Source organism: Agaribacter marinus, from assembly GCF_030160655.1.
GTDB lineage: Bacteria > Pseudomonadota > Gammaproteobacteria > Enterobacterales > Alteromonadaceae > Glaciecola > Glaciecola marina.
Genome location: NZ_BSOT01000005.1, coordinates 1,298,911 through 1,311,573 on the forward strand (window position 1 = coordinate 1,298,911; position 12,663 = coordinate 1,311,573).

Genomic DNA, 12,663 nt, shown 5'->3' on the forward strand with positions numbered 1-12,663 from the left:
TGAAATCTCTGCACATTATAGATTGTTAATTTAATGTGAGATGCTAATAGTAATTTAACATTAAAAATACACAAATATTGCCCATAAATGGTATTTTCATGTCATTTCTTAATGATTATATACAAAAAAATCAACAAATCGCACTGAAAGCACATCCCAAAAGATACACATAAAAAAACTCAATAGCCGTAAACTATTGAGTTTCAAAATAAGTTTTTTGCTTACTAAAGGGTATTACACCCTTAGTTACTGTTTTGATAGGTACCTGAATCTAAGATTTGACGACGGATTTTATATTTACAAATAAAGTTCCAGTTCCAAGATGCGTCATATTTGTGGCACAAGCCCCAAGATAAGCCTGGTCTTTGAGACGTTTCAGCTTCCGGGTCTCTGAACAAACCAATTGCCTCTGGTGCACCTTTGATATGTGCTTTGATATCAAAGTTAAGGCCATCTTCCGCAAATTGAACAGTATTCTTTTCAGGGCCATCGGTAGTTAATAAACTAGCAACACCACCTTCAAAGTTCCATACGACGACTTCATGGCCACTATTAGAAATTGGATTCAGTGGTGATTTAGTATAGGGCCCGAGCGGGTTGTCAGCAATCGCAACACCATGCTTGATTTCACGACCACCAAAGTTCATTTCTTCACCCATTGTTTCCCCTTTGTAATACAAGAAGAACTTGCCTTTTACAACAAGCAAGCATGGATCGTGCACTTTGTGGCTATCGAAGCTACCTTTGCTCTTGACGGCAAACCGACTATCCACATCACCGTCCCATTCACCATCACGGCTAGGGCTTAATATAGGTGCGTCAGATTTATTCCAAGGACCATAAGGTGAATCAGCCCATGCAATAGCAACTTCTTCATACTGACGGTTTACGTATGGTGTTTGAACTGTTTGATATAGTAAGTAATATTTACCTTCGTGTGCCAACACCTCAGGTGTAAAAACCGCGCGGTCATCAAAACGACCAGCTTCACCAGGTTTGACGGCAGGGCCTTCTTCTTTCCAAGTTTCGCCGTCATCAGACGTTGCATGCCATACTTCGGTTAAATCCCATGGAAAAACTTTATCAGTAATTTTACCGCCAAAACCAAATGTTTCGCCCTCACCTTTAGTGTAGTAAACATGATACTTACCATCGACTGATATAACAGATGATGGGTCTCTGCGAATAACACCTTCTTCAAACGCAAAATCGCCTTTTAGAGGAGAAACATCAAACTCAATCATCCAATCAGAATTAGTAGAATCGTAACCTCTTTCAATTGCTCTTTTTGAAGCTAAACTCAACGGTTTTTCACTATTACTCATTACCTGAATACCTATTTTAACGCATTATTTTTTAAGTAAGCACAAATATCATGGGCGATAATTGCACCTTGGTGTTGAACGACAGTGCCCGCAGTTTCACGAGCATTGTGCAGTGCCGCATCGTAATCAGCGCCAACTAGCTTGGAGCCTAAATATGCACCTGCAAAAGAATCGCCGGCTGCGGTGCTATCGATCTGTTTCGCAGCTGGCACAAATGGTTTGTGTAGTATCTGTTCGTTATTTACGTATATAAAGTTACCATCATCATCTGCTTTATATACGACTTCCTCAATATCAAATTTGGACAACAAGTCATTGCAAGTCTCTACACCGTTGATATCAAACAGAAGCTCAAGTTCGTCAACCCCAGGCAACAAAATGTTAGCGACAGTAAATGCTTTTTCCATCCACCATTTCGCTACAGACTGGCTTTCCCAAAGAATTGGACGGTAATTTGGATCAAATGCGACTTTCGTCCCTTTGTTTGATAATTCGGATAAAACCGCTAACAACTTTTCTCGGCTGGTATTATCTAAGATTGCAAGTGTAATACCTGAAAATAAACAATACTTAGGTGGCTGTTGTATCAAGGCTGCAAACGTGTCTTCGTGAACTTCAACCATGCGTTTTGCTGCTGCGCTGTTACGCCAATATGTGAAACTACGCTCACCTGTATCAGACAATTCAATACCATATAAACCGAGAGTTGCGTTCTCTAGTACCTTAACACAGTCAGCATTTACGCATTCTTCACGTAGAAGTTCGCTGAGGTTTTCACTAAAACGGTCAGTACCAATCGCAGTAAACAGCCCTACATTTAACTCAGAGAAAAGTCGTTTTGCATAAATGGCAGTATTAAACACGTCACCAGCAAACTTAACATTAATATGATGTTTATCGGCCCACTGGAGTTCGCCTAATGGTTCCCCTATTACGAGTAAATCTAACGCTTGCATATATCTTTATATGTCCTAATTAATAACGAATAACGAAAGTCTTGATATACTTAGGTTACTAACGATAACGCTACCCGAGTAAGAGCAAGTATTTCAAATCTTACAAATTTCAATAATCATACTACAATTATGCTGTTTGTGTGATTCCAATTGTTATAAGAAAACACTCTGAAATAGACAAAATTTTTACTCTACGTCAGGCTTACCCATTAGGTTGAAAATTCACAATCATAACTAAAACGAACAGTGACTCTACAAATTCGCCCGCTAATTTGTATAAAAATGGTCAACATGTCAATAAGTTTTTGTTAACAATTTACACATATTGCACTATACTTCTTCGCCGTTCAAATAAGTAGCCATTTATTTGAAATTAACTGCAAATCAAAAATTGAATGGGATAGACGTGAAACTAGAGTTTTATACGCCGCTGTGGGGCTTTGATAATCTTGATTTTGATACATTTATCCAAAAAGCGATTGATGGTGGCTTTGACGGTATAGAAATTCCATTTCATATGGGTTTAACATTAGAAGCATCTCATTTAGAGACAATCAGTAAAATTAAGGCAGCCGGCTTAAAATATATTGCGCAGCATTATGAAACTGTTTGCTCTGACATATCTCAATACAAACAGGAGATACGCACTAGATTGGAGCTCCTCGCGTCTACGCAACCAGAATTTATTAATAGTCAAACTGGACGAGATTTCTTTACATTTGAAGACAACCTATCAATCATAGATGTGTGTGAAGCTGTCAGTAAAGAAACCGGCGTCAAAATCTATCACGAAACTCACCGCGGTCGGTTTAGTTTTGCTAGCCATGTGACCGAACAATACCTAAAAGCACGCCCTAATTTGCGCCTTAATGGCGATTTAAGTCATTGGTGTTGCGTTGCTGGCACCTTACTTGAAGATCAAGACAAACGCCTAGATGCAATGTTCAAAAACATGCATCACATACATTCGCGTGTAGGATTTTCTGAAGGCCCACAAGTGTCAGATCCAACTGCCCCAGAATTTGAAGCAACGGTTGAGCGTTTTCTTTCTTGGTGGTTCAAAATATTCGACAATGCAAAAGCGCGAGGTGACACAAGCTTTCCGATTACTACCGAATTCGGCCCGGCACCTTACATGCCTTTAGAGCCGCATACGCAGCGCCCATTGTGCGACCAATGGGAAGCCAACATGTACATAAAGCATTTGATCAAGACAGGTTATGAATAACGTTTAAAGTAAGTAAATGCACTAAAAACGGTATAAAAATAGATGGGGTGTGGGTATAAGGACTACAATAGACTGAGCTCGGAAGAAATTTTACGAGTACATTCAGTCAGTGCCGCTTTTATCGCTTGCTCCTTTTCATCAGTCAATCCCAATACCATGACTGACAACGCTGCGATTATTTTGCCGTCACTTTGACCAATTAAGCTAGACAATTCAATTAGCCCAGGCAAATTACTGCTCACATGTTTACAGAATTTTGTCTGCCTGAGCAGTACCACCTCATTGGTGATGATATCAACGCTGTCAGTTGAATCATTGTTAAGTACGTCGTCGCGTTCAATCAACATTCGCTGCACTTCAGGGTTGCTATTCGCAAGTAGTAACTTACCTGCGCCAGATGCCGACAAATCAAAAAGCGTTCCTTCCATAATTTGCATCGACACCTCACTATTGCTAGAAGCTTGTAAAGTCATCATTGCTTTACTCTTATACAACGTGAATAGATGGCAAGAAACACCATAATCGAATGCAAATTCTTCCATCACAGGTAAGGCAGTCTGTGATATCTGCGCCATTGGGTTAACGCGACGCGTTAACGTAAAAAGCTTCAGAGACATCTTATACCGAGACGAACTAGGGTCTTGTATTAAATAACCTTTTGATTCTAAATTAATCAAGACTCTATATATTTCGTTGATGTTGCGATTAATGCCAGTTGCAATCTCCGCTTTAGTTAGCGCATTGTTTTGTTCAGACAGAAACTCTAAAATTTCAAACGCTTTATCAACGGCAGGCACTGAATACTTATCAGCCATGCTTACTCCCAAAAAAATCGCGTTAATAATGAGTTATTTAAGAACAAAGTCAATATTTTTATAAATGAATACTATTTTCATATTCAAATATTGTGATATATTGACAACCTATTTGTTAAATAACATTCTTTATAAGGTAAATTTCGATGGCTAATTTATTAACAAATGAGCAAATTGCCGAATTTCATGGAAATGGCTATGTAATCGCGCGTGGTTTCTATTCAGATGAAGAAGTGGCTAAGCTACAGGAAAAAGCATTTTCTGACGACAGTTTATATAAAAATGCTTGGGATAAAAAAGATGCCTCTGGCACAGTTAGTAAAGTAAGTTTGTGGCAAGATTTAGGTGACGACCTATATAGCCTTTTCCCTCGTGGCGAACGTATGGCGAAATCCGCCGAATTGCTATTAGATGAACCAGTATTTCACACGACAACTAAAATCATGATGAAAGAACCTCTTGTCGGGGGGGCTTGGGAATGGCATCAGGACTACGGTTATTGGTGTTACGACAACTTCCACCTTTATCCAAAATTATTGAGTGTCATGATTGCAATAAATGAAGCTACGGAAGAAAATGGTTGCTTAGAGGTGTTAAAAGGCTCTCATCATATTGGCCGAATCGACCACTCAAAAACCGGTGATCAAAAAGGGGCAGATTTACGTTCTGTGGAAGAAGCTTTGAAGTACCACGAGCTTGTTAAAGTAGAGCTAAAGCCCGGTGATACCTTGTTCTTCCATTGCAACCTGTTGCATAAGTCAAATCAGAATCGTTCTGAAAACCCAAGATGGGCGATGATCAGTGCGTACTGTGCAGAGAGCAACAAGCCCTACAAAGAAAACTCCCTTATTTATAGACCGCTTGAAACAGTTTCTGACGAAGCAATACTTGCGTATACAGAATAAAAATAATCTTTTAGCTCAATTGTGCTTTCTCGTTTTTTTACCTATTGCACTCAGGTGAAATAGGTAAAAAAACGAGAGTATTAAGAAAACACTATTCGCACCTCAATTCATCAAAACGATAAATTTAGCTTGTATGAATCTCATTTAAAATATACTTTAGTATTAGATGTGCTTTATTGTGAGAATTAGACATCCTAAGATGTATCCGTAACCTTGATAATTTGAGGAAGTGTAGTAGGTGACTTTTTTTGTTAGAGTGATTTGTATCTGTTGTCTTCTATCAATTTTACTTATTGCTTCACAACCGATTGCTGCTCAGCAGAAACTAACATTATATACGGAAGAATTCCCTCCTTATAATTATATGCTTTCAAATGGTGACATAGGTGGAATTAACGCCGATATTTCAATAGAAATTTGTAGGCAAGAGAACATAAATTGTACTTTTGATCTAAACCCGTGGAATCGTTCCTATAGGAAAGCGAAATACAATGTCAATAGCGGTATCGTATCTACTGCTAAACGGGCGGGTAGAGAGCCATTTTTTCATTGGATTGGCCCCTTAGTTTCGGGGAAAGCTTGCATTTTTAAACTAACGTCAAGGGATGATATAAAGATAGCCAATAAGTCTGATTTGGCGACTTACACCATTGGTCGTTCAAAAGACATGTCTTACGATCAAGTCTTGCTAAATTTAGGTTTTACACCCGATAAAAACATTATTCTGTACCCTCAGATTTATGGTGAAGTTAACGCGTTAGCAAGGGGGCGAGTCGATTTCATATTGGGCTCGAGTAGCGTTTTGAGTTATCAATTAGCAGGGAAAGAAATTTCCGCATCAGATATCCAGCCGGTATGGTTAATTGAAGATAACGTGATAAAAGGCAATTTTTTGGCCTTAAACAAGGCTATTCCTAGCTCTCTAGCGCGCCGTCTTCAACATCGTCTAAATACACTCAAGAAAAACGGTACCGTTAACCGCATCAAGCGAAAATACTTACAGCAAGTCTCATCAGATTTGTTGTCGACAAACCCCGACTTACAAGCATGCCTTAATTTGCCAAAAATGAACATAAACACCAACTAATCACTTGGCGTTCAACAGGAAAATTTGCTACAAAAAAAACCGGTGTAGGTTACCCTACACCGGCTGTTGTATCCTGAACTTTCGCTCAGTACACAGGGGGTCTTAAAATTCTTTCCAATAAACAGTTTTCTTTTCAAGATACTGTTCTAGACCGTAGTGACCATCTTCGCCACCCATACCACTCATTTTCCAACCATTGTGGAAGCCTTGATGTTGCTCACCGATACCACGGTTAACATATACTTCACCCACTTCCATATGCTTGATTGACTGGTGCACATACTTCATGTTCTCTGTATATAAGTAAGCTGACAAGCCGTACTCAGAGTCATTAGTGTATGCAATAGCTTCATCAATACTGTTGATTTTAATAATCGGAACGATAGGTCCAAATGTTTCTTCATGAACCAAGTGATTGTCTTGTTGGACATCCGTTACAACAGTCGGTGCAAACCAGTTTCCACCTTCAAAACCATCAACGCTAATTTCTTCGCCACCTAGTGCAACCTTAGCGCCTTCTTCAACCGACTTTGCAAGGATAGCTTTGATATTAGCAATTTCAGATTTGTTAACCTTAGGTCCCATTTGTGACGCAGGGTTCATCGGGTCGCCAACAACGATTGCTTTGGCTTTTTCAATGTATGCCGCAGTAAACTTGTCATACACATCAGCATGCACATAAATACGCTCAGCACAGGTACATACTTGGCCACAGTTAGCAAAACGCGCATCAATAGCATCTTGTACTGCTTTATCTAGGTCAGCGTCTTCCATCACGATAAGCGGTGCTTTTCCACCCAACTCAAGCATCACAGGTGTTAAGTGCTTACCCGCTGCTTGATAGATAATTTGTCCGGCACGAGTACTACCTGTCATTGTGATAAGCTTAGTAATTGGACTTTCGCAAAGCGTTTGGCCAACAACAGATCCAGTACCGTTAATTACGTTCATCACGCCAGCAGGAATACCAGCTTCAATCGCTAGTTGACCAAGAGCAACCGTTGCTAACGGAGTTTCTTGTGTCGGCTTAATAACAATCGTATTACCAGTAATCAAGGCAGGGCCAATCTTACGACCGGCTAACGCAAGTGGAAAGTTCCAAGCAGTAATTGCCACGACAACGCCACGAGGTACTTTATGGATAAAGATTTTTTCGTCTTCAAAATCAGAAGGCATAATATCGCCTTTGATCTGAAGTGCATGGTCACATGCGTAGTCGATAAAGGTCGCCGTAACATCAACTTCCATTTCTGCTACGCCGATTAATTTGCCTTGTTCAGAGACAAGTAATTCGGATAAAAACGTTCTATTTTCACGAATTAAGTTGGCAAATTTACGCAAAATGTTCGCGCGCTCTCTAGCGGTCTTTTGCGCCCACGCCGGCTGTGCAGCATTGGCGGTTTCAAGCGCTAACTCAGCGTCTTCTTTTGTTCCCTTTGGGATAACAGCAACAAGTTTACCCGTAGAAGGTGACAAAACATCAATTGTCTCAGACGAACTAGAACTTACGTATTCGCCATTGATAAAATTTTGATTGCTAATTAATTCCATGGTTATCTTCCCATCCATCCGCCGTCGACCAATACAACAGCGCCGTTCATATAATCTGATGCCTTAGACGACAAGAACACCGTTGGTCCTTTAAAGTCTTCAGCTTCACCCCAACGACCTTGAGGAATACGGGCGAGTATTGATGTCGCACGCTCTTGGTCATCTCTAAGTGCTTCAGTGTTGTCTGTCGCAATATATCCAGGCGCAATCGCATTCACGTTTACACCATGAGGTGCCCATTCGTTTGCAAGCGCTTTAGTTAACTGGCCAATTGCACCTTTACTCGCCGCATAACCAGGTACGGTAATACCACCTTGGAATGTTAGTAATGAAGCAGTAAAGATAATTTTACCTGATTTTCTTTCTACCATACCTTTACCTATTTCACGGCTAAGGATGAACTGAGAATTCAAGTTAATTTCGATTATTTTATCCCAGTATTCATCTGGGTGCTCAGTGGCAGGTGCACGTAAAATGTTACCTGCGTTATTCACCATGATATCAATGACTGGGTGCTCAGCATTAAGTGTATCTGCCAACGCTTTAACATCTTCTCGATTAGAAAAATCACATTTATATGCTGTGAATTTTTTGCCTAGTGCAGTGACACGTTTCTCTACTTCAGACCCTGAAGCCGGTAGTGATGCAGATACGCCAATAACGTCAGCGCCAGCTTCTGCTAAACCTTCTGCCATTGCCAAACCAATGCCACGTGAACAACCAGTAACTAGAGCAACTTTGCCCGTTAAATCAAACATGCCGTTACTCATATTTCTGCCTTAACCTCACAATTAACTAATGCTTTCATACCTGATGGGTTTCCATCTAGGCCACCAAACGCGTCTTGAATACTATCAAGTGCCGTTACAGATGTAACAAATGCGCTAATATCAATCTTGCTATCAGCAAGTAATTCAATCGCCATTTCAAAATCCTGCGCTTCGTATACACGTGCGCCTACTAATTCAAGCTCCTTCCAGAAAAACTTAAATAAATCTACTTGTGGTTTCTGCGTATGGATTGCCACCATACAAATACGTCCACGAACTGCTGCAATTTCGCCCATAACGTCAACAGCTGGTTGAACACCAGACACTTCAAAGACAGCCTCTGCGCCTTTTCCGTCTGTCCATTCATTAACCACTTCAACAATGTCTTCTTGCATCGGATCGACTGTTTTCAAACCATATTTTTCAGCAAACTCTCGACGTTGAGCATTTACTTCAGAAACAAGCACTTCTGCACCGATCGCTTTAGCGACTAACGCCACTAACTGGCCAATTGGGCCACCACCAAGTACGACAACATTTTCACCTGCTTTCACTTTCGCACGGTTAATATCATGGCAAGCAACAGCTAAAGGCTCAACTAGTGCTCCTTGTTGTTGATTTACGTTTTCAGGTAACTTATGAAGCGTTCTTGATTTTACTGTCCATGAAGATTGGAAAGCTCCAGGCGTGTCAATACCCATAAATTTAAGGTTTTGACATACGTGTGTGTTGCCTGCTTTACATGCATGACACTCGCCACACCAATCAAGTGGACGAACAACGACACGGTCACCGATTTTAAAATCAGTAACGCCGTCACCAAGTTCAGCTACAACACCTGACATCTCGTGTCCAATGACACTAGGCGGACCAACGCGCTGGTCCATTGCACCGTGATAGATATGCATGTCTGTGCCACAAATACCAACATAACTAACTGAAAGTCTTACTTCTCCGGTTTCGGGTGCTTGAGAGCTTCCTTCACGAAGACTAAATGATTTATTACCAATGTATTCTGCTGCTAACATAAATGACTCTTATAACTTAACGTAATGTGGTTTAAGGAGAGATTCGTCAAACTCAACGCCAATCCCCGGGAGATCGGGCGCAACAGCTCGTCCATCGACAAGTTGCAACGGGCTAGTCGTATATTCATCTATAGGAAATGAATGTACTTCCATGTTGCCAGCGTTAGGTTGAGAAGCCATCAAGGACACATGTAACTCATGCATACCATGCGTACAAATGGGCATATTATTCACATACGCCAAATTTGCAACTTTTAACCAACCGGTAATACCACCAATATTTGAAGCATCCGGTTGTAAATAACTCAGTCCGGCATGCCTAACTGCATGATTAAATTCATAAACTGTGTGTAAATTTTCACCCATTGATAGTGGGATATTCTGTTTTTCACTAATCTGCTTGTATCCATACAAGTCATCGGGATTAGTCGGTTCTTCAAACCAATCGATATTCACGTCTTCTACAGCTCGTCCAAGTTTAATTGCTTGCGGCACTGTTAGTGAATAGTTTGCATCGATCATAAAACTGATGTCGTTACCAATCAGCTCTCTGACTGCACGAATCCGATCGATGTCGTCCTGCATATTCGGCTGCCCAACTTTTATCTTCACGGATTTAAAACCGCGATCAAGGTAGCCTTGTATGTTTGAAAGTAATTTTTCTTTACTAAAATTAAGGTCAATGCCACCTGCGTAGCACCGAGTAGAATTACTATGACCGCCCGCAACTTGCCAAAGAGGCTGATTGAGACGCTTACAACGGATATCCCAAAGTGCAATATCGACAGCGGAGATGGCAAAACTTAATATGCCGCCTCGCCCAACATAATGAAGCACTTCATTCATTTTATGCCAATGCGCTTCAACGCGACGAGAATCTTTACCCTGAACGTAAGGGATTAACTCTTTCTCAATTAAGCTGACGATTGCTTCGCCACCTTTACCGCCGGTATAAGTATATCCGACACCTTCATAACCGTCTTCTGTATATAACTTACATACAATCACATCAAAATGCGTGTGATCACCGTGCATAGCATCGCTTAATACTTCCTTTAATGGAATCTTGTATAAGCCAACTTCCCCAGCACGAATGTTGAATGTACCAGCGTTTGTGATACTCTTGGTTGCAACAACAGACATATTGTTTGAACCCATAAAATTTACCATCCCCATAGTGTACATTGTTAACAATTAAATGCCAACTTTTATAGTTGAACAAATGGTGAATATTGCATACAATTTGTTAACAATACTTTATAATTTTTACATCTTCGTAATATACGTAACTATGTAACGAACTAGAAAACCAATACCGATATTAAGAATAAGAGACAAAGATGTCACAGCCACAAAAGATACTATCCGTAAGGGAACAAATTGCTGACGTACTACGTTCAGACATTATTTCCGGCGAGTTAAAACCAAACACAAAACTTAACGAACAACAGCTAGCTGAGCGATTTGGTACATCTCGCGGTCCTATACGGGACGTGTTACTAAAGTTAACAAAAGAAGGGCTGCTTGTTAGTCGCAACAATGTTGGCTCCTCTGTCAGCAGTCCATTAAATCCTGATGTTCAAAAGCTAAGTATTGGCATTCGTCGAAAAATCGAGGAATTTGCTGTTAAACAACTCGAAGGCCGTTTAACCATCGACCACTTTAGGCAGCTCGAAGACATTATCGAAGAAATGCATGATCACTTCGAAGGCGGACGCTATACGGAGTTAACTAAAACGGATATTGCGTTTCATCAGTATTTAGTTGAGCTTGCTGGCGGTGAAGATCTTGTCAACATTTGGTATCCGATCGTCATACGTATGCGTATGAACTATAAGCGAATCACCACATCAATAAAACTTGTCGAAGAACACCGCGATATTGTTAACGCACTTAAAATTGATGATACAAAAGCCGCAATTAATGCTATTAGGCGTAACATAAAATAAGCTAAATCCCACAGAATTAAGTGCGATGATTCGCACTCAATTCTATCTTAGATGTTCTTCTTTCATCCGAATACAACAAAATCACCTAGCAACTTTCATTAAATAATTTTATTTAAATTCACTAAGTTATTACGTTTATTAGTTGTTGTTATCTACTCTTTGGCCATATTTTTAAAAATTGATTGATTCTAGATATTCAATACTTTTTGGTACTTGTTTCATTACCCTATCTGACTCATCTTCAATAAAAAAGTACTTTACACCATACTCTTTCCCTTTCTTAACGATTTCCTCAATACCAACATCACCTTGACCAAGCACAACCATTGTATCCTTATCGGCTTTACCGTCCTGCGAATACGGAGAGCCCACTGCGCGATCTTTCAGGTGCATAGAGGTAAATTTATTTGGATACTTGTTTAACAGCGCTAAAGGGTCTTGAGCTGCTTGTTTTACCCAAAAAACATCCATTTCAAAACTCGCATGTGTTGTATTTTGAATAATATAATCCAATAAAGTGCCATCCTGCCATTTATCAAACTCATATCCATGTGGGTGATACTGTAAGGTAATACCATGCTTGGCGAGTATAGCTCCTCCTTTATTGAGTACCTCGACGGTATGTTTAGCATCTTCTAGCGTAAACTTACCCTCATGAGGCGCCCAATAAATCGTCGCCAATTTAGCACCATAAAAATGCGCCTTATATACCGCAGCCATTGGGTTATCCCGTATTTCTTCGAAAGAAGAATCTGCACTCACGACTTTAAAACCATTGAGATCTAGCAAGGCTTTAAACTCATGCAGCGAATACCCATGAAGATTCCCTCCAGCTTCCAAATTAACAATCCCCCACTCACTTACTTTAGCCAAGGTACTGGGTGCATCTTCCTGCATTTGATTTCGAACGCTGTATAGTTGTAAACCCATATCATGCGCTAAGGTACTTAAAGAGACACCCATGCTAAGCATGAGTGTCGTTATTTTCAAAACGTTTCGTTTCTTAAGCGGCATAATTGCCCTCATAAATTTTAATGTTTCTAGCCAAT

At 40.2% G+C, this 12,663-nt stretch carries 12 protein-coding genes; 4 read left to right on the forward strand and 8 right to left on the reverse strand.

What is annotated here, in order from left to right; translation table 11 throughout:
- Positions 1–242: 242 nt before the first annotated feature.
- Positions 243–1,325, reverse strand: coding sequence for a glycoside hydrolase family 117 protein (locus QQK00_RS07270; RefSeq protein ID WP_284216815.1), 1,083 nt, complete (start codon positions 1,323–1,325; stop codon positions 243–245).
- An 11-nt stretch (positions 1,326–1,336) separates the two neighbouring features.
- Positions 1,337–2,281, reverse strand: coding sequence for a sugar kinase (locus QQK00_RS07275; protein WP_284216816.1), 945 nt, complete (start codon positions 2,279–2,281; stop codon positions 1,337–1,339).
- 367 nt (positions 2,282–2,648) lie between these two features.
- On the opposite strand from QQK00_RS07275, the gene QQK00_RS07280 reads away from it, so the two are divergent.
- A complete protein-coding gene (locus tag QQK00_RS07280; RefSeq protein ID WP_284216817.1) occupies positions 2,649–3,509 on the forward strand; it encodes a sugar phosphate isomerase/epimerase family protein in 861 nt (286 codons plus the stop codon).
- 62 nt (positions 3,510–3,571) lie between these two features.
- Here the strand turns inward: QQK00_RS07280 and QQK00_RS07285 are convergent, their stop codons facing one another.
- On the reverse strand, positions 3,572–4,324 hold the full coding sequence (locus QQK00_RS07285; protein ID WP_284216818.1) for an IclR family transcriptional regulator: 753 nt from the start codon (positions 4,322–4,324) through the stop codon (positions 3,572–3,574).
- 146 nt (positions 4,325–4,470) lie between these two features.
- Between QQK00_RS07285 and QQK00_RS07290 the strand changes: the two genes are divergently transcribed.
- Positions 4,471–5,229 carry a phytanoyl-CoA dioxygenase family protein gene (locus tag QQK00_RS07290; protein ID WP_284216819.1) on the forward strand — a complete coding sequence of 253 codons (759 nt, stop codon included), beginning with the start codon at positions 4,471–4,473 and terminating at the stop codon, positions 5,227–5,229.
- Between the two features lie 238 nt (positions 5,230–5,467).
- Positions 5,468–6,316, forward strand: coding sequence for a substrate-binding periplasmic protein (locus QQK00_RS07295; protein ID WP_284216820.1), 849 nt, complete (start codon positions 5,468–5,470; stop codon positions 6,314–6,316).
- 102 nt (positions 6,317–6,418) lie between these two features.
- Here the strand turns inward: QQK00_RS07295 and aldA are convergent, their stop codons facing one another.
- Genes aldA through QQK00_RS07315 form a run of 4 tightly spaced genes read right to left on the reverse strand, consistent with a single transcriptional unit; the run spans position 6,419 to position 10,808 of the window.
- Entirely contained in the window at positions 6,419–7,867 is a 1,449-nt protein-coding gene (gene aldA, locus QQK00_RS07300) for an aldehyde dehydrogenase (protein ID WP_284216821.1), read from the reverse strand.
- A 2-nt stretch (positions 7,868–7,869) separates the two neighbouring features.
- Positions 7,870–8,637 carry an SDR family NAD(P)-dependent oxidoreductase gene (locus QQK00_RS07305; RefSeq protein ID WP_284216822.1) on the reverse strand — a complete coding sequence of 256 codons (768 nt, stop codon included), beginning with the start codon at positions 8,635–8,637 and terminating at the stop codon, positions 7,870–7,872.
- Positions 8,634–9,665: a zinc-dependent alcohol dehydrogenase gene (locus QQK00_RS07310; RefSeq protein WP_284216823.1), complete on the reverse strand. Its 1,032-nt coding sequence runs from the start codon at positions 9,663–9,665 to the stop codon at positions 8,634–8,636. Before QQK00_RS07310 ends, QQK00_RS07305 begins: the two co-directional genes overlap by 4 nt.
- Before the next feature lie 9 nt (positions 9,666–9,674).
- On the reverse strand, positions 9,675–10,808 hold the full coding sequence (locus QQK00_RS07315; protein ID WP_284217578.1) for a mandelate racemase/muconate lactonizing enzyme family protein: 1,134 nt from the start codon (positions 10,806–10,808) through the stop codon (positions 9,675–9,677).
- Between the two features lie 197 nt (positions 10,809–11,005).
- Between QQK00_RS07315 and QQK00_RS07320 the strand changes: the two genes are divergently transcribed.
- Entirely contained in the window at positions 11,006–11,614 is a 609-nt protein-coding gene (locus tag QQK00_RS07320) for a GntR family transcriptional regulator (protein WP_284216824.1), read from the forward strand.
- A gap of 171 nt (positions 11,615–11,785) precedes the next feature.
- On the opposite strand, the gene QQK00_RS07325 is transcribed toward QQK00_RS07320, so the two are convergent.
- On the reverse strand, positions 11,786–12,604 hold the full coding sequence (locus QQK00_RS07325) for a sugar phosphate isomerase/epimerase family protein (protein WP_284216825.1): 819 nt from the start codon (positions 12,602–12,604) through the stop codon (positions 11,786–11,788).
- Between the last annotated feature and the right edge of the window lie 59 nt (positions 12,605–12,663).

What these genes read in the sequence shown, in the direction of transcription:
- QQK00_RS07320 (WP_284216824.1), top strand. Translation starts at nt 11,006, where the DNA reads ATGTCACAGCCACAAAAGATACTATCCGTAAGGGAACAAATTGCTGAC.
- QQK00_RS07315 (WP_284217578.1), bottom strand. Translation starts at nt 10,808, where the DNA reads ATGTCTGTTGTTGCAACCAAGAGTATCACAAACGCTGGTACATTCAAC.
- QQK00_RS07270 (WP_284216815.1), bottom strand. Translation starts at nt 1,325, where the DNA reads ATGAGTAATAGTGAAAAACCGTTGAGTTTAGCTTCAAAAAGAGCAATT.
- QQK00_RS07285 (WP_284216818.1), bottom strand. Translation starts at nt 4,324, where the DNA reads ATGGCTGATAAGTATTCAGTGCCTGCCGTTGATAAAGCGTTTGAAATT.
- QQK00_RS07275 (WP_284216816.1), bottom strand. Translation starts at nt 2,281, where the DNA reads ATGCAAGCGTTAGATTTACTCGTAATAGGGGAACCATTAGGCGAACTC.
- QQK00_RS07290 (WP_284216819.1), top strand. Translation starts at nt 4,471, where the DNA reads ATGGCTAATTTATTAACAAATGAGCAAATTGCCGAATTTCATGGAAAT.
- QQK00_RS07305 (WP_284216822.1), bottom strand. Translation starts at nt 8,637, where the DNA reads ATGAGTAACGGCATGTTTGATTTAACGGGCAAAGTTGCTCTAGTTACT.
- aldA (WP_284216821.1), bottom strand. Translation starts at nt 7,867, where the DNA reads ATGGAATTAATTAGCAATCAAAATTTTATCAATGGCGAATACGTAAGT.
- QQK00_RS07310 (WP_284216823.1), bottom strand. Translation starts at nt 9,665, where the DNA reads ATGTTAGCAGCAGAATACATTGGTAATAAATCATTTAGTCTTCGTGAA.